The organism is Agaribacter marinus, assembly GCF_030160655.1.
Lineage (GTDB): Bacteria > Pseudomonadota > Gammaproteobacteria > Enterobacterales > Alteromonadaceae > Glaciecola > Glaciecola marina.
Genome location: NZ_BSOT01000005.1, coordinates 962,759 through 985,978, shown reverse-complemented (window position 1 = coordinate 985,978; position 23,220 = coordinate 962,759). Strand labels below are relative to the sequence as shown.

Sequence of the window (23,220 nt, the reverse complement as noted above, 5' to 3'; positions counted from 1 at the left end):
AAATTTCCTTTTTTCATCGAAAAATCTAACTTGCCGTTACTGGCGTAACGTTAAGCGCCATCATGACGTTGTGTATGTTGTTAAAAATAGTGACAGTACTCGAACCTGCGAATAGTAAACCCACGACATTACGGTTTCGGCGATTGAGTAATACTGACCCCGAATCTCCGCCATTAGACATATCATTCGTCATGATTTGATTTTTGAAATATGCCACACCTGCGCTACCAAAATTGACCGCTACGGTTGCATTTACTGCGTTTACAGTGCCTGTCGTGGTCTGCGTGGTACGACCGGTTTTAATGACAGGCATATTGAGTGTCGCTTCTTCAATTCCCTTAGGGATCCCTAGATTTTTGATTGACGCATATATATATTTAATGTCAGTCGGCCTTGCGATTGCTGCATCAACTAAGTTGTAGTTATTCACGCTACCAAATTTGATAGGGACGAACTTTTGCAATGTGGCTATCTTATCTGCTGGATTTTTACCGCCATCTACGCGCCCGGGTTGCAGAATAGGATCGCCGATTCTCGCCCCGTTACTGTTGGCCAATACGTGATTGTTGCTAAGAATGTAATAGCGACATGGGTAGCAAGTATCTCTCACGACTGCACCGAAGGTACCTGCTGTCACTTTATAGTGACCGATGCTATATCCAGGTTGCGCAGGTCGCAGTTTTGCGGTGTAGGCTTGCGCCTCAATTTCACCCACTTCCACTACATCCGTTTTAACGCCTTCAATTTTGGTTGGTATGGTGTCTTTTTTGTCTAAGTCGTTTGCTTTAAGTTTGCTTGTTACAAAGACGATTAAACAAAGCTCATCGCTCGTTTTATTTTTACTTACTTTATAGCCTATACCTACGCCGTTTACGTTGGCTAGCTGAAGTAAGTGACTTTCGGTTTGTTCTTGAACGTCGACGATTTTGCTCACTTGTTCATCGAGTTCTTGACTATTGTCTGAAGTAGCCATAAATCCTTCCTTGTCGTTAAATTAAAAAATAATAAATATCTAGTCTGCTACGAACTTACGACATCGTGGCATGGAGACTATTGAAGGAAATGTGCCAACTATTAATTTCTTTAAAATCAATTAGATATGATTTTTCGTTGATTTTTTTCGTGTTCAACAAGTGTAAAAGACATGTCATAAGACACGGTTTATACATGCTTTTCTAAAGCGATCTAATATTGGGAAGGTGGAGACTGTAGAAAACTAGCTTATTGATGAGGTGTATCATTTCTATTTAGAATTGTTGATTTAAAAAATCAAACTCTATTAAGTGAATTTATATATAAATTTATTTTTCAAGTTCAATTTCAACTCATACACTTTAGTGAATTAACATCTCTAAAAATGTTTTATTGACGTTATTCTTTGCCGTATTTTGGCCTTCATCATCCTATAGAAACAACTTATTTATTAAATAACAAATTTATTAAGTGCTTTTGCATTATCTAGATATTTAAGGTTTATGTGAAAAAAATGTAAATAAGTTGATCTATATATTTTGAGAGTTTACTCTTAAAGGTAATATCATAATACATCTACATTTATATATAAAAATTAGTATTTATTTGTGCTGTTATAAGTTTAGGTGAATGCAAGGCCACACAACTACACAATTTAAAATTACGGGACACTAAATGAAACAAAAAACAGCACGCTTTACGTTTCTTCCGATTGCCATCGCCGTTTCTGGCGCTTTGTATCAGCAAGCATCCATAGCACAGGAAAGTCAAGATGAGCCACTTGTTGAGGTTATACAAGTGAGCGGTATTCGCAGCAGCTTAACGAAATCGATGGATCTAAAGAAAAATGCGCCGTCTATTCAAGACAGTATTGTGGCGGAAGACATCGGTAAATTTCCAGATCAAAATGTTGCTGAGTCGTTGCAGCGTATTACAGGTGTATCGATATCAAGGGTTAACGGGGAGGGCTCCAAAATAACCGTTAGGGGATTTGGGCCTAAATTTAATGCGGTCAATCTAAATGGACGAACGTTAGCAACAACCGATAGGGGGCGAGAGTTTGATTTTCAGGTGCTGCCGTCTGAACTGATTTCTGGCGCAGACGTTGTAAAGGCGTCTCGTGCAAATATTACTGAAGGTAGCTTAGGCGCATACGTTAATGTGACAACCGCTAAACCTTTGGATAACCCCGGATTTCATGGCGTGGCTTCAGCGAGTCTCAAGTACAACGACTTGTCAGAAAAGTACGACCCGAAAGTATCGGGCATTATTAGCAATACCTTTGCCGACGATACCATAGGTGTGTTGTTTGGTTTCTCGCAACTAAAGGCGACCAACCGAATTGACTCCGCGGCCACCGTATTGTGGGCGAACTTTGATGCAAGCAATAAAGCGATTGTGCCGGGCACAGTCACTAGTGTTGACGGCAGCGAGATTACTGAAGGCGTGGTTTGGTACCCCGGCCGCGCGCAATATTCACTTGAAACAGAAGAACGAGATCGCACCAGCGCCAATTTAACTTTACAATATGCACCTAATGATGACTCAATTACTACGCTCGATTTTATTTATTCTGACTTAAGTCGACAAGGTTTTTCAAATGGTATGCAGGTACCATTGCAACAAATCGGTTGGGAAGAAGTGATTGTTTCCGAAAACCGAACTGCGCTCGCGGCAACCAAAAATGCTAGTCCTATCGATGGTTTATTCCAGCAGGTGGGGCAAGATTCAGAAACATTCTCTGTGGGTCTTAATCATGTGCATATGACAGGTAATTGGACATTTGAAGGTGACCTTTCTTACTCCAAGGCAGAAGCGTCTCCGCGAGGCAATACCTTTGTACCGCACTATGTGAATCATACTGTTGATCAGTCAGTTAGCCCCGATGACCCCAACTTTCGTCCCAACCAAGATTTAGGTTTAATTATTGGCCAAGACAATATTAAGTTTGATAGCCGAAATGGTGATGTAATCAGTGTTACGTCTACCATTGATTGGGCGAACCCTTCGAGCGTAAGAGCGCACTGGAATGACATTCGTCATCAAGAGCTTGACGACGAAATATTGCAGGCGCGATTTGACGTTGACTATGCGCTTGAGTATGGCCCATTAATATCTGTTGAAGCAGGCATTTCGTATTCTGATCGTGAAAAGTCACAAGTTGCTTTTTTGATTGATAGTGGCTGCGCTAACAATTCAATTGAAGATTTAAACTTACGAGCACTGACGAATACTTGCGGCACATCTAAAGACTTAGATGATGACCTTTTTCAGATTAACAGTAACAATGGCTTTTTAAGTGATGTGGCTGGTCAATTCCCTAGAGACTTTGTGTTAATTACTGACTTAGAAAGGTTTAAAGACGATATTGGTGTCTTGAGGAATGAACCAGACTGGGATACTGAGTCCATTCGCGCAAACCAAACGGTATCCAATACCGAAGAAATACTGGCCTTGTATACCCAATTTAATTTTGAAGGCGACATCGACAACTATCGTTGGAACGGAAATGTTGGTTTACGTTATGTTGATACAGAAACAACGTCCTCTGGTTTTGGACGCGAGCGTATAAGCATTCAACGTTTTGTTGATCCTGCTCGACCGGATAGTACTGACGGTGTTGTACTAGCAGTAGACTATACCGAACCTGGAGTGTTGACTGCGCAAAAAGACTATCAAGAATTATTGCCTAGCATGAACTTTTCATTAGATTTTGATAACGGTTTTTTCTTGAAGTTGGCGGCATCTAAAGTTATTACGCGCCCAGCGCTTGAAGACATTGGCGTAAATCGTAGTTATAGAGACGCGCGTGCTGAAGACTTTAGAAGTACTGGCGGCAACCCAAATTTAGACCCATATAAAGCGACTCAATTTGATGTGTCTTTTGAATATTATGCGGATTCTGGCAGTTCATACGCCGTGAATTTCTTTAGAAAAGACATTGATACGTTTATATCAACCCTTACCTTTCAGGAAGACACTGGTGTTGTTATTGATGGTTGGGGCCCCTTAATTGAAACCATTACTGAAAAGGGCAATCGCACCGGTGGTGAGATTAACGGGGTTGAGATAGCGGGCCTGCATTACTTTGACTATTTACCTGAGTGGGCGAGCGGTTTCGGGATTCAAGCTAATTATACCTATACAGACAGTGAAGATAAAAATGCTGACATTTTTGAACAAGCGGGTGTTACTTCACCCGGTACTGGCCTAGAAGGTTTCTCAAAAAATGCTTATAACGTGATTGGTTTTTATGACAAAGATGGTTTTCAGGCGAGGTTAGCGTATAACTGGCGAGATACCTTCCTCAGCTTGCGTCAAGGAAACCGTTCAAACGGATTGCCAGAACATATCGAAGCCTATGGACAGCTAGATTTTAGTACTTCATATGATATTAATGAGACCTTTACGATTAAAGGGGAGGTCATCAATTTGACCGATGAAAACGCATTAGAGTACGCAGACGTGCGTGAACGCGTTACGTTGGTGTCATACTCTGGTCGTCGATTTGAAATTGGTGTAACAGCTAAGTTTTAAATCCATTATTTGGCTTGTTAACAGCAGTTCCATGCGAGACTATGGCTATGGAGCTGCTTTTTTGTTTAAGGGTAAGTTAAGGGAAAGGTTTGAATTTTAGTGCAATAAATACTGCTTCAGATAAGCAAACTAATCACGGCGCAATACAAACATATGTTGTACTTGGCGGTGGTACGGCAGGGTGGATATCTGCCGCAATATTGATTCGCTCTTTAGTGAATACCAAAGTAAACATTCATGTAGTGGAGTCACCACATACGCCTACTGTTGGTGTAGGTGAGGCAACTATTCCGTCGATTATGGATATGTTGCAATACCTCAATATTCCCGCGCAAGACTTTATTAACAAAACGAATGCGACCTTTAAGTTAGCAATTAAATTCACGGATTGGTACGCAAAGGGCGCTCATTATTGGCATCCTTTTGGCTATATCGGAAATGAAATAGACGGTAAGCCTTTTTATCAACATTGGTTGAAGTATCAACAACAAGGAGGGGCACTAAGTTTTACTGATTTTTCGCCTGCCATCGCCTTAGCTAAACAAAATAAGTTTTTTATTCCTGATCCTAAACAGCCAACTAATCTTTCGTCATCATCATATGCCTTGCATTTTGACGCGGCACTTGTGGCCAAATATTTACAACATTATTGTGAAACGCGTGGCGTAAAAATACATAAAGCCCATGTAAAGGACGTTAAACGCGACAATACGGGTAATATTGGTCAGCTTATTTTTAATGATAATAAAACTCTGTCTGGGGATTTCTTCATTGATTGCTCTGGTCAGCAAGGCTTATTGATTGGTAAGACGCTAAGAGTTGGCTATGAAAATTGGCAGCAGTATCTACCTGTCGACAGTGCGGCTGTAGTCCAAACTGAAAATTCAGGCGCGTTGCCACCGTATACGGAGTCTATTGCTCATGCGCATGGTTGGCGTTGGCGAATACCCCTACAGAATAGAACCGGGAATGGCTATGTATATTGTAGTGACTTTTGTGACGACAATGCCGCCATGCGTTTGCTTGAATCGAATGTATTTGGAGAAAAACTGACAGACACGCGTTGTCTTAAGTTTACTACTGGCATGCGAGACAAGTGTTGGGAAAAAAACTGTTTAGCGGTTGGTTTATCGTCAGGGTTTTTAGAGCCATTAGAATCGACCAGCATATATTTGATCATGCGCGCAATGCTAAATTTTGTTCAGTCAATACCAACTAAAGACCCGTCACCTTTCACTGTGTCAGAATATAACCGCCTTATGCGCCATGAATACCACTGCATTAGAGACTTTATTGTGTTGCATTACTGTGCAACCACGCGCAAGGATACACCGTATTGGCAAATGTGGCAGAGCCTTTCTATTCCAGACAGCCTTCAAACAAAAATTGCCTTGTTTAAAGAGTATGGGCGTTTGTATCAAGACAAGTCGGATCTTTTTTCACAAGACAGTTGGTACGCGGTACTCGAAGGCATGGGAGTACGCCCCAATGCATACGATCCGGTGGTAGATGCATCGGTTGCAGAAAAAATTCACTCAGCACTGCCTAGTGCTGCTGAAGCCTTGATTGACAGCGCAGGCAAAGCGTTGGGGCATGAAGAGTATTTGGAGCGGATACGCTAGTGCAAGGGGATTCGTTTTAGTGAAACACTTTTGGCAAGTACTTTGTTGTATTCGGCTTATTTATTTGAGTGGGAAGCGATTTTGTTGAAGTTGGGGCCCTATATTTCTCCACCATCATAACGATGAGCAAAGTCCTTTCTTCCAGAAAACCCTAACTCTTTCAAGTGATGCCCTAAATTAATTAAAATGAAATGCTCCTCTTTAGGAAAGCGCTCAATAATCTGCCGATATGCCTTAAAAATCCTCTTATCTTTTAACCCGCGAAATGCTTGAAGAGTTGAATGCACAACTCTAGGTGACTCATCAGCTAATCCATTGGAAAATACAACCACAAGAGATGATTTATCTTTCAATTTCCCTAATGCATAATATGTTATTACTCTTATTTCTTCAGAACGGTTACTACAAAAAGGTATTAGGGCATCACTATAATCTGTACCTGATTCAGCCAAAATATAAGTAATGAAACGATAAGTTTCTTCATTTTCAACAGATGGCAATCTGGTCCTCAATATGTCGACCCACTCGTTTGCATTGTCTTTTGCGTACCAATATATCGCCTGACAACCAGCTAGGCAGTCGGCATCGTTTTCTTGAAGAAGCCTAGAGAGTGGTCGCTTAGCCATTGAATAATTGAATTTTGCTAATATCTGAATGGCTTGGCGCCTGATTTCTAATTTCTCTGCTAAGCCGATATCTAATAGCTGCTTGCAGTCTTTTTCGGTCACATCAGCTAACTTAAGGAGACCAGCGAGAGCTTCAATTTTGTCTTCTTTTGTCTGTGAAGAAAAGTAATAGGCTAATAACTGGGAGCCATCTCCTCCCATTGTATAACCAAACCAACTCGGTCCATCTTGCAACAAGATGCCTAAGAGAATTTCATCAAGCCATCTCTCATACCAGTCTAAAAAGTTATCCTCGTAAGCAAACTTCGGTTTACTCAATTCAGTATCTATATTCACTATTCTACCTGCATGCTCACCATTTAATATGAGCGCATGGTAGCTCTGACAACCTTGACTACCTATACAGAGTAAACCAGAGTATATTTTATGACATTCTTCTTCGTACTCTTCATCGGAAATATCGTCGACATTTATCTTACTTGTTAACAACTCCCATTCGTTATCAGACATTCTAGGAAAAATAGAAGGCGTTTTATGAAGGCTTAACTCTGGATTATCGACAAATTCGTTAACATCGTACTCCATAGGATATATCCCATAAAAAGGCCCCGCGGACGAACCGCAATATGAAATACCACCGTTACCAATATGAGTTAAGAATGATTTGTAGCACTCTGGAATACCAATAGAGTACCTTTCTTCAAATGCTGCAATTTGCTTTTTTGATATACATTTTCCGACTTTATACTTATGGGAATCTGCCCCAAAGACTTTGAGGTCCTTATCAAAGCTTTTTGCCTTAGCTAGCTTTTTCTTAATACGAGTTAACTGGTCACTATATTTTCCTGCAGGCGCGCTTTTCCATAACCACTTCATACCAAGACCCTCGATGTACTCATATAGTAAATTTTCGATGAAATACTTTTGTTAGCCATCATTGACCAGAACACCACAAAGAGGTATTGGTGTACTTGGTTATGATATCGATTAGCCCTGCACCCATTGCTCGATGGGTTGGTAGTGCAGATGCACGCTTAACTAGTTCAAGTGCCTTTTGCAGCTCTAAGGCGTTCTCAGAGAGTCTTTTCTTATCCAGGGTATATCCATGAAGTAAATGCTGTTTTAAGGTTCTGGTAGCCCACTGTCGAAATTTAACGTCTTGCTGAAATTTTACTCGGTAGCCGACTGAAATAATCACATCAAGATTGAAGTAATCTACTAGATAGGTTTTACTATCCTTAGCAGTAGTTGCATTTTTTGCAACAACTGAATTTCTTTCTAACTCATCATCATTAAAAATATTGTTTATGTGCCTAGAAACTGTAGATTTATTCCTATCAAATAATACAGTCATTTGATCTAAGCTCAGCCAAACGGTGTCATCAGTTAAGGCAACATCAAGCGTTAGTGCACCGTCTTCACTTTGGTATATTTGTAATTCGTCCATTTGTTTTTTTAATCCGTTTCCTTCAATCAAAACAATATACCACTGCAACATTTTGAATTGGAATGTTCTTCGCTAGATTAGAGACAAAAACAAACCAAGTTACTGATTGTTGTCGCCCTTGCACATGCGTATTGTTTCCTTGTGGTACTTCTTGGGGTTATCTATCAAATGAGGGTTCGCGCGTATTGCTCTAAAAACTCTAGATAAATATGCCTGTATTGCAGATACAAAAAAGCCGTTTAGAACGGCCTTGATAGTCAAAGTGGTGGAGCTGGCGGGAATTGAACCCGCGTCCAGAAAGCGTCAGCGTTTGGTACTACATGCTTAGTCAGTCTTTACATTCACTCTATGACTGCGGACAGACACGCCATCATAAAACTAACCTGAATTAAATTTAGTGATTCAGCTCTCAGGTGGGAGCATCCACACGATCCTTTTTGGGTTTGACTCTTTGAACTCCCCGTCTTAAAGGCGGAAGCTAGGGCAAAGAGGCTCTGAACAGGGTATTAAGCTGCTAGTGCGTAGTTTTCGTCGTTTGCGACTATTTTTTTGCGGCTTTTTAAAGAGGCAAACCGCACCTCTGCATGCACCTCCGGCATCATTGAATCCTGTCGAATCCAGAGCAGCCCCGAGTTGTTTGTTTCTCAATTAACATAAGGGAACAAAATTAAGGCGGTGCGTCCATTATCCACCGCCTTAAAATTGTTTACTCTCAGTGCTAACTGTGTTTCATGATACGCTCTTTTTGCCTTGCCCAGTCTTTATCTTTAAGGGCATCGCGCTTATCATGAGATTGTTTTCCTTTCGCTAAAAACAATTCTACCTTAACCCAGCTCTTTTTCCAATACATTGCTGTAGCAATTATTGTTAAACCTTGTCGATCGAGTCCACCAGTGAGCTTATCTAGCTCCCTTCGATTGAGTAGTAATTTACGCTGACGCGTTGGTGCACATATGACGTGGGTCGATGCTTGGCTAAGTGGCGTTATATTAATATTAGTGACAAATGCTTCTCCATCTTTCAAAAAAACATAAGCATCAGTTAAATTTACTTTACCTGCTCGGATGCTTTTTACTTCCCATCCTTGCAATTGCATACCAGCTTCAAATTTGTCTAATAAGTGGTACTCGTGTCGAGCGCGTTTATTTTGCGCAATAGTGTTTGAGTTCGAATTCTTATTTTTTTTCATGTGCGTAGTATACCTACCAAGTAAAGCTCCAATCAAATGAAGTTTGTTTTTATGCGATTGAACGCATAAAATCTCCCCCCATAGTTATAGGCAATTTGATAATTTTAAATAGGTCTTATGCCAAAGATTAATAAGAATGCATTAGTGGCATATAGCGCCAAGCAAATGTTTAGTCTCGTAAATGATGTAGATGCTTACGATCAGTTTTTACCAGGGTGTAAACGCAGTACAGTATTAAATATAGCTGAAAACCAAATGACTGCTCGAATGGTCCTCAGCAAAGCCGGGATCGAAAAAGAACTTGTGACGCAAAATACATTAGTCGACGGACGCGAAATTAACATGCAATTAGCCGAGGGGCCTTTTAAGAGCCTTAACGGCGGTTGGACGTTTACGCCGTTAAGTGAAAGTGCATGCAAAGTTGAATTGTCGTTAGAGTTTACGTTTAAGAATAAGCTCGTCGAAATGGCATTTGGTAAAATATTTACGTCGCTCACGAACAATATGGTGAAGGCTTTTACAGAGCGCGCTAAACAGGTGTACAACTAAATGTCTGATAAAGTATCAATAGAAGTGAGCTATGCATTGCCTGATAAGCAAACATTGCTAAATTTGTCTGTCGAACCAAATAGTTCAGTACAACAAGGAATTGAACAATCAGGTATTTTGGCTATGTATCCAAATATCGACTTGTCTGTTATTAAAGTAGGGGTTTGGAGTCGAGTCTGTAAATTAGACACGGAACTCAAAGAGGGCGATAGAATCGAAATTTACCGACCATTAATTGCTGATCCTAAAGAGGTTAGAAAATTGCGGGCGCAAAGGGCCAAAGAAGAAGGCCGAGCCGACAAGGTAACAGGCGGTCGAATCAGCCCAGATAAAAAGGTAAAGACATAATTCGCGTCTTATCTCGTATAGTAGCGTAAACAAAAATACGTATTAGCGATATTTTCTTGCAAATAACCAAGCGTCTGCTTTTCTGGCCGTTGTACTCATCTTCTTTTGTGTAAAACGTAGCAATTTTCTTGGCGCTAAGTAATCAATACTTAACAACACTAGACCGGCTAAGGTGAATAGAATAGAGCCCGGTAGAATCGAAAATATTACGCTGAACGCTATCAGTAAAATCCCTGATATTGTGCGAACTAGTTTCATGTGACGTGCACCAATATTAGTTTGTCTTACAGATTATAAACAGGTTTATGGTTGAGGCTAGTCTTAAAATGTTTCTAAAAATGTCAAACTTTACACCTTATAACAAAAACCACTGTATATTTGCTTGCATGTTATTCAATAAATTAAGACCATTACAGCACATCCGTTTATTTCCAAAAAATAAACATATCTGAGTTATTAGTATCGGAGAGTTCGTTGACTGCATTACCTAAATTGTCACCTGAAAATACCATTTCGAAAGACGTAAGTGTTTATTTAGATACATTAAAAAATAGTAAATACAAAGGTGATATTGAAATTACTTATTCGAGTCGAATGGCTGTCGCAACAGACAACTCAATTTATCAAAAAGTCCCTCAAGCGGTATTGCACCCTAAAAAATTAGAAGATTTGGTGGTGATTGCTGAACTAGCTACAGAAAACCCTATGGTGTCATTTAGTGCGCGGGGGGGCGGCACAGGTACCAATGGACAATCACTTACACCGGGTATTGTGGTTGACACGTCTCGGTATATGAAAAAAATCCTTGAGATAAATACACAAGAGGGCTGGGTAAAAGTCCAATCGGGTGTTGTGAAAGACGCGCTAAATGACTATTTACGGCCGTATGGATTTTTCTTTTCGCCAGATTTATCTACCAGTAATCGTGCCACCATCGGCGGAATGATAAGCACTGATGCATCAGGGCAAGGCTCACTAGTTTATGGCAAAACAAGTGATCACTTGTTGTCGTTAACGGCGGTACTAGCAGGCGGTGAGGTATTGCGTTCAGAGCCTGTGCCATTAGATACCGCCAAGTCAATGGCTGATTCTCCGTCTTCGTTGGGTAAAATATATAAGCAGGTTATCGCGACGTGTGTTGAACAACGTCAAGCAATCATCGATAAATTCCCGCGTTTAAACCGCTTTTTAACCGGTTACGACTTAGAGCATGCATTCGATTCGCACAGCAACACTATTGATTTGGGCCGACTAGTTGCGGGTGCAGAAGGTTCGCTTGGTTTTATTGCTGAAGCTAAACTAAATATTACACCAATTCCAAGCCATACTGCACTGGTTAACGTTAAGTATGACAAATTTGAATCTGCCTTACGCCATGCACCTTCTATGATTGCAGCAAATGCAACATCGGTAGAAACAGTGGATAGTAAAGTGCTGGGGTTGGCACGTTCAGATATTATATGGCACAGCGTATCAGATCTCATTCAGAACGTTCCTGATAAAACCATGGATGGACTCAACATGGTGGAGTATAACAGCGAAGACGAAGCTGATATTCGTGCCAGAATAGACGAACTGTGCACACGATTAGACAGTGAAATTCAATCTGAAACAAACGGCGTTATTGGCTATCAAATTACTTACGACAAAGCGGAAATCAAAAAGATTTATGCGATGCGTAAAAAAGCCGTAGGCTTACTTGGCAAAACGGAGGGAAGTAAAAAGCCACTGGCATTTGCAGAAGATACGGCAGTCCCTCCCGAAAATCTTGCTGATTTCATTATGGAATTTAGAGCGTTGTTGGACGCTTACGGACTTCAATATGGAATGTTCGGGCACGTTGATGCAGGTGTGTTGCATGTAAGGCCTGCATTAGACTTGTGTGATCCTGAGCAAGAGAAACTAGTAAATACTATTTCTGACCAAGTGGTTGCCTTGGTAGCTAAGTACGGTGGCCTGATGTGGGGAGAGCATGGAAAGGGTTACAGAAGTGAATATGCGCCGGCATTCTTTGGACCAGCACTTTACGACGAAATTTGTAAAATTAAAGCCGCATTTGACCCGTTAAATCAAATGAACCCGGGAAAGATATGCACGCCTTATGGGACTGACGCTCAATTAGTTAAGGTGTCTGACGTAAAACGGGCGACCTATGACCGAGAAATTCCGATAGCATTTAAAGACACATTCGCACCTGCAATGAGCTGTAACGGCAATGGTCTATGTTTTAACTATGACACTAGTTCGCCGATGTGTCCGTCGAGTAAAGTCACCAGCGACAGAAGGCATAGTCCAAAGGGCAGAGCAGGGCTAATTAGGGAATGGTTGTATCAGCTGAAAAAGGCAGGGTATGACAAAGGCGATTTAGACTATAAGTCCTTTAAACCCTCATTTTTTGGTGAGGCGCGAAATGATGACGATTTTTCGCACGAAGTATTTGACGCCATGAATGGGTGTTTAGCATGTAAATCTTGTACCAATCAATGCCCTGTTAACGTCGATGTACCAGATTTTAGGGCAAAATTCCTCGCCATTTATTACGCAAAATATAAACGTCCATTAAAAGATTTTTTTGTTGCTAACGTGGAACGCCTTGCACCGATAATGGCAAGGGCGCCGGCTTTATTTAACGTGTTTTTAAAAGCCACGCCTGTTAAGTGGGCGCTGGATAAATGGGTTGGTTATGTTGACGCGCCGCTGCTGTCGTCTCCAAATATTTATGCGCGTATTTCTTCGCTGGACTGCGATTATAACTTTGACGCCTTAAATCGTTTATCTGATACGGATAAACAAAAACATGTACTTGTTGTACAGGACCCTTTTACTAGCTTTTATGACGCTGAATTAGTTGAAAAAACGCTGATATTCTTGCGTAAAATAGGTAAAAAACCCGTGTTGTTGCCATTTTCACCCAATGGCAAACCTCAGCACGTTAAAGGTTTTTTGCACGCATTTGAACAAACGGCTAAAACAACTAGTCAGTTTTTGAATAAGGTTGCTGCCTTAGACATTGCGATGATTGGTGTTGATGCGTCTTTAGTGCTCTGTTACCGAGATGAATACAGTAAAATACTTGGCACTGAACGGGGCAACTTTAAGGTCGACACCTTGACTGAGTGGCTTTGTACGCAAGACCTTAGTCTGAGTTTGCGCAGTAATATTAGCTACAAATTACTTGCGCATTGCACAGAAAAAACGTCTTTACCTAAGAGCGAACAACAATGGGCAAAGATTTTTGCAAGTTGTGGTTTAGCGCTAGAGCAAATTTCGGTTGGTTGCTGCGGAATGGCGGGTACTTATGGCCATGAAAGCGAACATCTCGAAAATTCTAAAGGTATTTATAATTTGAGTTGGCAGCAACAACTCGCACAATCTGCACAGGCACAAGTACTAGTCACGGGATATTCTTGTAGAAGTCAGGTTAAACGATTGGAAGGGTTTAGACCCAAACATCCAATTGAAGTATTGGCAGATTTATGTGATTAGTTTGGTATTTTGTATTATTTAAATTAATGGCAAATGCTTACTTTGAATGGTTATCGTTGTGTCTGTATCAAACCAGAGGTGTTCGGTGAGTATCTCTGATTGCATATGCAATTTAATACTTAATACTCACCGACGCAATGCTTACTCATCTTCGGCAACTATTATCATACCGATTGATTGAGTTTTGAACTTTTGTTTATCAACGTTCTGTTTAGCAATATATAACGCTTTAGGTGTCGTGGTTTTTTTCAATTCCACAGTCTTGATCGCCGTTATTTCTTTTTGTAACTCGACTTTAATGCTTTTAGCTAATAAGTCAGTTTCGACAATCGCTTTTTCAGCAGTGTTAGCGGTACTCGTAAATGCGACAGCAGAAAATATTGACGCAGCAATAAATTTTTTCATTTATATTCCTCAATTGTAGTAATTTATTGTTTAATTGTTAGTTTTAATAACAAATAAATTGATTGTTTTTAACGTATTGAATTTTATATGGTTATTTTAAAATTCACGCTGATGTTACGGCTAAAAAGAATAAATATTAAACAATATTATTTGCTAATTCGGATTAGAAAAAATAATATATTGCGAATTCGTTAATACATGTTTAAATACAATAACAACTGGTGCCTGAATGCCAAAACGACTTCCCCCTCTAAACGCCCTTAAGGCCTTTGAATCAGCTGCTAGGCATCTGAGTTTTACAAAGGCTGCAGATGAGTTATTTGTGACGCAAGCGGCTGTGAGTCATCAAATTAAATCATTAGAAAGTTTTTTATCGACAAAGCTATTTCACCGAAAGAATCGCTCACTGCTGTTAACTGAGGAAGGGCAGTCCTATTTTCAGGAACTACGAGATATTTTTGTACAGATACAAGAGTCAACTGAACGCTTACTTGCAATGGGAGCAAAAGGCGCAATAACGGTGGCGACACCTCCAAGTTTTGCCAGTCAGTGGTTGGTGCCTAAAATACATGAGTTCTCTACCTTACACCCTGATATAGACGTGCGTATAAAAGCGGTGGATTTAGATGACGGGTTTATGGATGACTCAGTTGATATTGGTGTTTACTATGGCAAAGGCACTTGGTCGGGCCTTCATGCGACAAAACTGCTTGCTGAGTATTTAACACCCATGTGCTCGCCATTTTTTTTGTTACAATCAGGAAAACCCCTATCTACCTTAGAAGACTTAACTCATCACGTGCTGTTGCACGATAATACTCGAAGTGCGTGGAAAAATTGGTTGCGCCAGTTTGGCGTCAAAGGCGTAAATGTTAATCAAGGGCCTATCTTTAGTCATACAATGTTGGTTATGCAGGCAGCAGCTATAGGGCAAGGTGTAGCCCTATCTGATACCGTGTTGGCGAAACCCGATATAGATAGTGGACGATTGGTGTGTCCGTTTAAAGAAAAAATTGAAAGTAAGCAAAGTTATTATTTGGTTTGCCAAGAGGCTCATGCCGAAAAGAGTAAAATACAAGTTTTCAGCGAGTGGATGCTAAGTCAAGTAGGGGATGAAACGAATGACGAATCGTAAATGGATAAGTGTCGGCGCGTTTTTCGCGTTAAGCAGTGTGGCTATTGGTGCGTTTGCGGCGCATGCCTTAAAAGCAACATTATCTGAATATGCACTCGGTATCATTGAAACTGGCGCGCGCTATCAGATGTATCATGCCTTGGGGATTGTGCTGGTGGCTATCGTCAGCACTCAACTCAAATTAAAGCTATCTATTTCAAAGCTATGTTTTTCGGTCGGCATTGTATTGTTTAGCGGTAGTTTATATTTACTAGCTTTCAGTGGCCTCAAAACATTCGCTTATTTTACGCCAATAGGTGGCATCTTTTTTATAGTGGCATGGATGATACTGATTTACAGATTATTAAGGGTTGATATAGGTGACTGATTATTTGTTATATTGTCGAGCGGGTTATGAAGCAGATGTGGCGGCAGAAATTGACGATAAGCTTGCAAAAAAAGGCGGCTATGGCTTTGCTAAGCTGATAAAGAATAAAGGTTTTTTACGTTATTCTTTACAATCAAAAAGCGCCTTGCCACATATTGATTTACCGCATATCGACAACTTAATATTTGCTAGACAAAAATTACATATACTTAAAGACTTGTCTTTTGACGATACTCAAGACCGAATATTAAGTATTTTAACGGCGTTAGACGCACTCGATTTACCTATGTTTGGCGACGTATATCTTGAATATGCGGATACTGAAGAAGGCAGAACTATTGCCAAATTTTGTAAAAAATTTACCGTGCCATTGCGTTCAGCATTGCGTAAACATGCGCGTCTAACAAAAAAAGAAAATAGCAAAAAACCGTATTTACATTTATTTTTTGAACAAAGCGGCCATTGCGTTCTTGCTTATTCGAATGCGGAAGACCGTAACTCGGATTTTTTAGGCATTCGGCGTTTGAAGTTCCCGCATGATGCTCCCTCACGTTCTACACTTAAGTTAGAAGAGGCTATTTCACTTTTTTATACTAATGACCAACAAGCACAGTTATTTAATAAAGGCATGACGGCGGTTGATTTAGGCGCCTGCCCAGGCGGATGGACTTATCAACTTGTATCACGCGGATTAAAGGTAGAAGCGGTTGATAATGGCGCGATTGCTGAATCTTTAATCTCGACAGGCATGGTGAAGCACTATGCGCTTGATGGATTTGCTTATCGACCACAAGACGGACATGTGGATTGGTTAGTCTGCGACATGATTGAAAAACCGGATAAAGTGGCTGAATTAATGCTTCAATGGCTGAAGAATAACTGGGCTAGTGCGACAATCTTTAATCTGAAACTACCCATGAAAAAGCGCTATCAAACGGTCGATATGCTAATAAGTAAGATCAACAACGAACTGCATCAAGACAGTGGCGTTATACTCAAAGCTAAGCACCTATACCACAACAGGGATGAAGTTACCGTCACGATAATCAAAAATGCTGCCTTATTTGAATTAACTTGATTTTTTTAGATGCTTAAACTTCGATTTATTGTGCCTTTCAAAATGCGTTTTTTCGTTATTATGTGAGGAACTGAGAGTCTGGCGCAGTACTAAAAAGATGATAACCATAATTATTCTCGAAAAGAGCTGTAATTGTAGCTAAATAATCTATATAATCCGCCAGCAAATTTTTTCGAATCAAATATATTAAAGTGGAACTATGGCAGACCTATCGCATTATAGAAACATCGGTATCTTCGCCCACGTAGACGCGGGAAAGACAACCACTACAGAACGCATTCTTAAACTCACCGGTAAAATTCATAAAACGGGTGAGGTTCACGACGGTGAATCTACGACTGACTTCATGGAACAAGAAGCTGAGCGCGGTATTACTATTCAGTCTGCTGCGACGACTTGTTTCTGGAAAGACCATCGTATGAACATCATCGATACTCCTGGACACGTTGACTTCACTGTTGAAGTTTACCGTTCTCTTAAAGTACTTGACGGTGGCGTTGGTGTATTTTGTGGTTCTGGTGGTGTTGAGCCACAGTCAGAAACAAACTGGCGTTATGCAAACGAATCAGAAGTTGCACGTATTATTTTCGTGAACAAACTTGACCGTATGGGTGCTGATTTCTACCGTGTTGTTAAACAAGTGAAAGATGTACTTGGTGCAAACCCGCTTGTTATGACATTGCCTATTGGCATCGAAGATGATTTCGTTGGTGTTGTTGATCTACTTGAGCAAAAAGCTTACGTATGGGATGACACTGGCTTACCAGAAAATTTCGAAGTATTAGATATTCCTGCTGATTTAGTAGAAAAAGCGGCGGAGTTCCGTGAGCAGTTAGTTGAAACTGCATTAGAACAAGACGACGATTTGTTAATGGCGTACATGGAAGGTGAAGAACCTTCTATTGACGATATCAAACGTTGTATTCGAGAAGGTACACGTAAGCTTGACTTCTTCCCAACGTACTGTGGTTCTGCATTTAAAAACAAAGGTGTTCAAAACGTACTTGACGCTGTTGTTGATTATTTACCAAGCCCAACTGAAGTTGACCCTCAGCCGTTAACTGATGAGGATACAGGTGAGCCTACAGGTGAAGTAGCGACTGTATCTACTGAAGAGCCATTCCGTGCGTTAGCATTTAAAATCATGGATGACCGTTTTGGGGCACTGACCTTTATTCGTATATACTCTGGTGTATTAAATAAAGGCGATACGATCCTTAACGCAGCGACGGGTAAAACTGAACGTATCGGCCGTATGGTAGAAATGCACGCTGATGATCGTACGGAATTAAGCTCTGCACAAGCGGGTGACATTATTGCTATCGTAGGTATGAAAAATGTACAAACTGGTCACACACTTTGTGATCCTAAGAATGCTTGTACACTTGAGCCAATGATCTTCCCAGAGCCAGTAATCTCAATCGCAGTAGCACCTAAAGATAAAGGCTCTACAGAAAAGATGGGTATTGCTATTGGTAAAATGGTTGCTGAAGATCCTTCTTTCCAAGTTGAAACAGACGAAGATTCTGGCGAGACTATTCTTAAGGGAATGGGTGAGCTTCACTTAGATATTAAAGTAGATATCTTGAAGCGTACTTATGGCGTTGAACTAGAAGTCGGTCAACCACAGGTTGCATATCGTGAAACTATCACGTTGCCTGTTGAAGATTCTTACACGCATAAAAAGCAATCTGGTGGTTCTGGTCAGTTTGGTAAAATTGATTATAAAATTCGTCCAGGTGAACCAAACAGCGGGTTTGTATTTAACTCAACAGTTGTTGGTGGTAACGTACCTAAAGAATTCTTCCCTGCGATTGAGAAGGGCTTTAAGGGCATGATGGGCGAAGGTGTACTCGCTGGCTTCCCAGTACTAGATGTTGAAGTAGAGTTGTTTGACGGTGGATTCCACGCAGTTGACTCGTCGGCAGTAGCGTTTGAAATTGCGGCGAAAGGTGCTTTCCGTCAGTCAATTCCTAAAGCTGGCCCTCAGTTGATTGAACCAATCATGAAAGTCGACGTGTTTACGCCAGAAGATCACGTAGGTGATGTTATTGGTGACCTTAACCGTCGTCGTGGTATGATCAAAGACCAAGAAGCTGGTGTTACTGGTGTGCGCATTAAAGCTGATGTACCACTTTCAGAAATGTTTGGCTATATCGGTCATTTACGTACGATGACATCTGGTCGTGGTCAGTTCTCTATGGAGTTCTCACACTACAACCCATGTCCACAAAACGTAGCCGAAAAAGTCATTGAAGAGACTAAAGCAAGAAAAGCTGCTAAATAAGCTGATTTTCTAATGAGTTTTAAAAACCCAGCATTTGCTGGGTTTTTTTATGCTTTCTATATATGTAAACCTTACGAGTTAGCGTTACTAGCTTTGTTTTTTCGTTTAGTTAAACAATTTAAGCTATCCATTAAGCACGCTTCTACTTGTGAGTATTTTATTGATTCCGTCGAGTATTGGTAAGTATAAAACGCATCAATAAACTTGTTTACTAAGTTGTTTTGCTCGCGATTAAGCTCAGGTGAAATACGTTGGCAAAATTGCTTGAGTGTTTCACTTACGTGTTTGTCATACCCCTTGTTTTCAAGGGCCTCAACAAGTAAGACGTCAGCAGACACTTCTCCCGCGCTAAACCATCGCCGCCATGGCACAAATAGAAAAGTAATGAATGCGCCAATGGCAATAAAGCTTGCGATCAAAAACGTAATTAAATTTTTAGCGTTTGCATCGCCAAAGAGAGATTCAAGTATACTGCGTTGACTGTCTTGGTCGAAGTCTAATACCATTTGTGACCAGTTATGGTTGGCAATAGTAATTAAATCATTTAGCTGTTTTAGGCCCCAAAAACTTGCCATGTTCCTAAATAACTCATTGCCTTCGATGAGGTCACTATCTTCATCATCAAGTGATGAAAACAAACCAGACAATAATCGATTAGGTGCGACTAAAGAGGTAGGATCAATACGTATCCAACCCACTGTATCATCCCAAGCTTCTACCCATGCGTGCGCATCATATTGCCTTACTGTAATAATCGCGTCGCCTTGCACTTGACCGCCTTGATAACCCGTGACTATGCGAGCTGGCACGTTTGCAATACGAAGCATATAGGTCAATGCCGAGGCGTAGTGAGAGCAAAAACCGCGTTGATAATCAAAGAGAAACTGATCGACTGACTCGTTCTGCATAAGCGGCGGTTTCAATGTGTATGAAAATGCTTCTTGGGTAAACTTTGATGTTAGTAACTGAATAATTTCCAAGGTGTTTTTGTTTGCTAAGTTGAGAGAATCTATCCACGCATTTGTTTGCGGATTTGTATTGTTTGGTACCTGCAAATACTTCTCAAAATTCAGCGTATCTTGATAGTGATCCAGCTTCATGCCTGGATAGGATTCTAAGACATATAGGCTTGGCTGCGTTGCTGCACCGTTAGCATGTAGTTGATAGTTCTGATTCATGTAGATATTTTGAGAACTCATTACATCTGTTACTCTAGGAATATCTAAAGAAAATAACCATTTAGTTTGCGTTGGCTCTGCCATTATTAAATAACGGAATACGTTACCTTCATAACGCAAGTAGGGCTGATTGTCGTTTGCTATTGCTTCACTGCCGATAGTCCAAGTCGCGCCATCGAAATAGTCTAGTACTATTGAACGCCAATATCGTTCTGCCGGTGCTGGTATCTCGCCATTAAACTCAGCCCTGAAAACCAAATCTGCTGATTGCGCAAGGTTGGCAATATCGCCCGGTGTGACACTCTCGCTTAATCCTGTTTTGGTGTTACTTTCGGTTGGCGTTTGCCAAAAAGGCGGTAATCGCGGGACAACCAAAAATAGGGCAACGGCAATAGGCACGGTTTGTATCAATAACTTTGTGGTCTGACGAAAGCTAGGTTTAGACCGTAAATTACCGGCATTTAGCAAAAAAGCCACGTACAACAAGCTACAAATAGCGATGGAATAGTAAATAGCGAAGCCTACGGCTTGGTGGTATATAAAGCCGCATGCAATTAAGAATATTTGTACGACGAGAATAACGTGCAGATCTGACTTTTTATGCAACATTAAAAATTTAAGGCAACAGGCAACCACCAATAAATTGACCATTGTTGACAATAAACCGTAGTCGTCTGAAAACACAACCAACAAACCCAAGCAGAACACTGCAAATAGGTTTAAGGTCATGTTCTTTAAAGGCGGTATATCATAAAATGCACGCGCGCCCGCAATACCTACAGCACATATAAATAAGACCCAAACCCAGACCATGATAGGTGACGCTAATGGCATTACGGTATAACAGAAAGTCGCGACAGCGATGAGGGCAGGTAATTTAGATGGGCTTATTTGTTGGCTCATGATGCTATAGTGGCTGCTTTTGCGTTATTGTTACTTTCTGCCGAATAACTGGCTAAGCTGAGTAGACATTCCTTTAAATGTTTTTCGCCAGAGTTGGGTAGTATTTTGTGTGAACCCAAGTCTAAACCAAAGCTCACTTTATCTCGGCTTAGTTCCTGCACCTGAAAGCAAAGGATCATTAAGGCCTTTTCGATAGGTAAATCCAGAAAATCTCGCAATAGCAACCAACCACTAATACCTGTACTTTCATTAAAATCCTTACTTAACAAACCCTGTCCTTTAGCGACATGTTTCCATGATACGTGGTGTAAGGGATCGGTTTTTTGATGTTGTCTAATCCCTTGTAGGTTATCAGAAATAGATATTTGAGAATCTGATGCTTCTTTACCTGATACGTCATCATTCATCTTATGCAATATTGCCGCTTGTTTTTCTACTGCAGGATATACAACAAGTGGGTCATCAGGCACTATGTAACTCCAGCATTTGAACAGCCCAAAACCGTAAATGCCATTTACAGTAATCTTTCCCAAATAGTGAATACCCCGAGGATGCTTGGGTAAACGAATATCAAAATTGTCTTTATGATGCCCTTTTTTAATACTGACAGGGTAATTATAAATAAGTCCTTCGATGATGAAGTTAAGTTCTCCTCCGGAGTATGTGCCACTAGAACTTATACTCAATTTTAGGTGTGGTTTTCGGTTTGCATAATCCGGAATTGGACGCGTAACGTCCACTTTATGCTGCGTAAAAAAGAAATAATTATGAAATAACGAGAGTAAATTTAAGGCCAATAAAAGATAACTCAGACTAAGTACTATATTGTTTTGGTAGTTTGTACCCAGCACAAATAAACATATTGCCACTGCAATAGTGGACCAGCCAAAACTAGTGGGTAAAATGAACGTGTTGTGTAGACCAAACCCTTGTGCCTGCTGTGCCGCTGCTTTTTTTACAACCCACTCATAGTGTATCGCCCAATACCGCTTTTTGATTGAAGTAATCATGCGGCAAGCGGGTCAACCTGTTGCAATAGGTGTTCGCTATAGCTAGAACCGGTTTGGTTGTATAGCTGACCACGCAGTCTATGTTCTGTTACCGATGGGAGAATAAACTGGATATCTTCGGGCGTAACGAAGTCACGTCTATTAATAAACGCATATGCTTGGGCACATCTAAATATTGCTTTCGTTGCCCGTGGCGACAAAGCATTTGGAAAATCACTACTTTCTCTTGTTAACCTGACTAACTTAAGTAAATAATTAATCACGGAATCACTCATGATGACCTTTGAAACGCTCTGTTGCATCGCTGTGAGTGTTTCTATTGGTAGCATTGTATCCAATACTAACGGAGAGTCTTGCCTAAGCAGCATTTGCTTTTCAGACTCAAAGTCTGGGTAACCTAATGATATTTGCATTTGAAAACGGTCAAGCTGAGATTCAGGCAATGGATGAGTACCTGATTGGTGAAGCGGGTTTTGCGAGGCGATGACAAAAAATGGATCAGGGAGTTTGTATGTCTCTCCGTCGATGGTTACTTGACGCTCAGCCATAGCTTCAAGCAAGGCACTTTGTGTTTTTGGGCTGGCACGATTTATTTCATCTGCTAATACAATTTGGTTAAAAATAGGGCCGCCATGAAAAGTAAACTCATTGTTGCTTTGGTTAAATATGTTTACGCCAAGCATGTCGGCTGGCAATAAATCTGATGTAAATTGTATGCGGGCATAGTCAAGGCCTAGCGTTGTTGCTAGTGCTTGAGAGAGCGTTGTTTTGCCCATACCTGGTAAATCTTCTAACAGTAAGTGGCCGTTGGCCAATATACATACTAGGCTCAACTCAATCTGGGTTTGTTTCCCTCTTACAATATTACCTATTTTGTCTATACATTGGCGGATATCAGAACGCATGGTATTTGTCTTATTTTTTTGATAAATCAACGAATAAATAATATAAGAATAAAAATAGCATGTAATTATCCTTCTGAATACCAAGGTATATGATAATATTCAGACAAATTATTATAATCGGCTTTGGAGGGATTTGCCGTTCGGTAAGTCATTCTTAAACGCCTATTTAAGCACTC

18 protein-coding genes and 1 other RNA gene are annotated in these 23,220 nt (G+C 40.6%); 9 read left to right on the top strand and 10 right to left on the bottom strand.

Annotation, left to right across the window (positions count from 1 at the left end):
* Positions 1–25 precede the first annotated feature (25 nt).
* Positions 26–973 carry a hypothetical protein gene (locus tag QQK00_RS05885; protein WP_284216550.1) on the bottom strand — a complete coding sequence of 316 codons (948 nt, stop codon included), beginning with the start codon at positions 971–973 and terminating at the stop codon, positions 26–28.
* Positions 974–1,647: 674 nt separating this feature from the next.
* Here QQK00_RS05885 and QQK00_RS05880 point away from each other — a divergent pair.
* Together QQK00_RS05880 and QQK00_RS05875 are read left to right on the top strand one after the other, a co-directional pair.
* Positions 1,648–4,509, top strand: coding sequence for a TonB-dependent receptor (locus QQK00_RS05880; RefSeq protein ID WP_284216549.1), 2,862 nt, complete (start codon positions 1,648–1,650; stop codon positions 4,507–4,509).
* Between the two features lie 89 nt (positions 4,510–4,598).
* Complete coding sequence (locus QQK00_RS05875) at positions 4,599–6,131, top strand: tryptophan halogenase family protein (protein WP_284216548.1); 1,533 nt, start codon at positions 4,599–4,601, stop codon at positions 6,129–6,131.
* A gap of 98 nt (positions 6,132–6,229) precedes the next feature.
* On the opposite strand, the gene QQK00_RS05870 is transcribed toward QQK00_RS05875, so the two are convergent.
* The 4 genes from QQK00_RS05870 to smpB form a co-directional block, all read right to left on the bottom strand.
* Entirely contained in the window at positions 6,230–7,633 is a 1,404-nt protein-coding gene (locus QQK00_RS05870) for an SMI1/KNR4 family protein (protein WP_284216547.1), read from the bottom strand.
* A gap of 58 nt (positions 7,634–7,691) precedes the next feature.
* Positions 7,692–8,234: a virulence RhuM family protein gene (locus QQK00_RS05865; RefSeq protein ID WP_284216546.1), complete on the bottom strand. Its 543-nt coding sequence runs from the start codon at positions 8,232–8,234 to the stop codon at positions 7,692–7,694.
* Positions 8,235–8,467: 233 nt separating this feature from the next.
* Positions 8,468–8,834, bottom strand: a transfer-messenger RNA (tmRNA) gene (gene ssrA, locus QQK00_RS05860).
* An 88-nt stretch (positions 8,835–8,922) separates the two neighbouring features.
* Entirely contained in the window at positions 8,923–9,393 is a 471-nt protein-coding gene (gene smpB / locus QQK00_RS05855; protein ID WP_284216545.1) for an SsrA-binding protein SmpB, read from the bottom strand.
* 117 nt (positions 9,394–9,510) lie between these two features.
* On the opposite strand from smpB, the gene QQK00_RS05850 reads away from it, so the two are divergent.
* Both QQK00_RS05850 and QQK00_RS05845 read left to right on the top strand, forming a co-directional pair.
* Positions 9,511–9,942 (top strand): SRPBCC family protein, encoded by a 432-nt coding sequence (locus tag QQK00_RS05850; RefSeq protein ID WP_284216544.1) that lies wholly within the window; start codon positions 9,511–9,513, stop codon positions 9,940–9,942.
* A complete protein-coding gene (locus tag QQK00_RS05845) occupies positions 9,943–10,290 on the top strand; it encodes an RnfH family protein (RefSeq protein ID WP_284216543.1) in 348 nt (115 codons plus the stop codon).
* 42 nt (positions 10,291–10,332) lie between these two features.
* Here the strand turns inward: QQK00_RS05845 and QQK00_RS05840 are convergent, their stop codons facing one another.
* Positions 10,333–10,548 carry a tellurium resistance protein TerC gene (locus tag QQK00_RS05840; protein ID WP_284216542.1) on the bottom strand — a complete coding sequence of 72 codons (216 nt, stop codon included), beginning with the start codon at positions 10,546–10,548 and terminating at the stop codon, positions 10,333–10,335.
* Between the two features lie 216 nt (positions 10,549–10,764).
* Here QQK00_RS05840 and ydiJ point away from each other — a divergent pair, with 216 nt between their 5' ends.
* Positions 10,765–13,776 carry a D-2-hydroxyglutarate dehydrogenase YdiJ gene (ydiJ, locus tag QQK00_RS05835; RefSeq protein ID WP_431307721.1) on the top strand — a complete coding sequence of 1,004 codons (3,012 nt, stop codon included), beginning with the start codon at positions 10,765–10,767 and terminating at the stop codon, positions 13,774–13,776.
* Positions 13,777–13,917: 141 nt separating this feature from the next.
* Here ydiJ and QQK00_RS05830 read toward each other — a convergent pair whose 3' ends face one another.
* A complete protein-coding gene (locus QQK00_RS05830) occupies positions 13,918–14,181 on the bottom strand; it encodes a hypothetical protein (protein WP_284216541.1) in 264 nt (87 codons plus the stop codon).
* 229 nt (positions 14,182–14,410) lie between these two features.
* Between QQK00_RS05830 and QQK00_RS05825 the strand changes: the two genes are divergently transcribed.
* From QQK00_RS05825 to fusA, 4 genes are all read left to right on the top strand, one after another.
* The gene (locus QQK00_RS05825) at positions 14,411–15,316 is read left to right on the top strand and encodes a transcriptional regulator GcvA (RefSeq protein WP_284216540.1); all 906 of its coding nucleotides are present in this window, start codon (positions 14,411–14,413) and stop codon (positions 15,314–15,316) included.
* The gene (locus QQK00_RS05820; protein WP_284216539.1) at positions 15,303–15,683 is read left to right on the top strand and encodes a DUF423 domain-containing protein; all 381 of its coding nucleotides are present in this window, start codon (positions 15,303–15,305) and stop codon (positions 15,681–15,683) included. Before QQK00_RS05825 ends, QQK00_RS05820 begins: the two co-directional genes overlap by 14 nt.
* Complete coding sequence (rlmM, locus tag QQK00_RS05815) at positions 15,676–16,761, top strand: 23S rRNA (cytidine(2498)-2'-O)-methyltransferase RlmM (protein ID WP_284216538.1); 1,086 nt, start codon at positions 15,676–15,678, stop codon at positions 16,759–16,761. Before QQK00_RS05820 ends, rlmM begins: the two co-directional genes overlap by 8 nt.
* Before the next feature lie 199 nt (positions 16,762–16,960).
* Positions 16,961–19,048 (top strand): elongation factor G, encoded by a 2,088-nt coding sequence (gene fusA, locus QQK00_RS05810; protein ID WP_284216537.1) that lies wholly within the window; start codon positions 16,961–16,963, stop codon positions 19,046–19,048.
* Between the two features lie 71 nt (positions 19,049–19,119).
* Here the strand turns inward: fusA and QQK00_RS05805 are convergent, their stop codons facing one another.
* From QQK00_RS05805 to QQK00_RS05795, 3 genes are read right to left on the bottom strand one after another with little or no spacing between them, the layout of a single operon-like run.
* The gene (locus QQK00_RS05805) at positions 19,120–21,129 is read right to left on the bottom strand and encodes a transglutaminase TgpA family protein (RefSeq protein WP_284216536.1); all 2,010 of its coding nucleotides are present in this window, start codon (positions 21,127–21,129) and stop codon (positions 19,120–19,122) included.
* On the bottom strand, positions 21,126–22,139 hold the full coding sequence (locus QQK00_RS05800; RefSeq protein ID WP_284216535.1) for a DUF58 domain-containing protein: 1,014 nt from the start codon (positions 22,137–22,139) through the stop codon (positions 21,126–21,128). Before QQK00_RS05800 ends, QQK00_RS05805 begins: the two co-directional genes overlap by 4 nt.
* A complete protein-coding gene (locus tag QQK00_RS05795) occupies positions 22,136–23,044 on the bottom strand; it encodes an AAA family ATPase (protein ID WP_284216534.1) in 909 nt (302 codons plus the stop codon). Before QQK00_RS05795 ends, QQK00_RS05800 begins: the two co-directional genes overlap by 4 nt.
* Between the last annotated feature and the right edge of the window lie 176 nt (positions 23,045–23,220).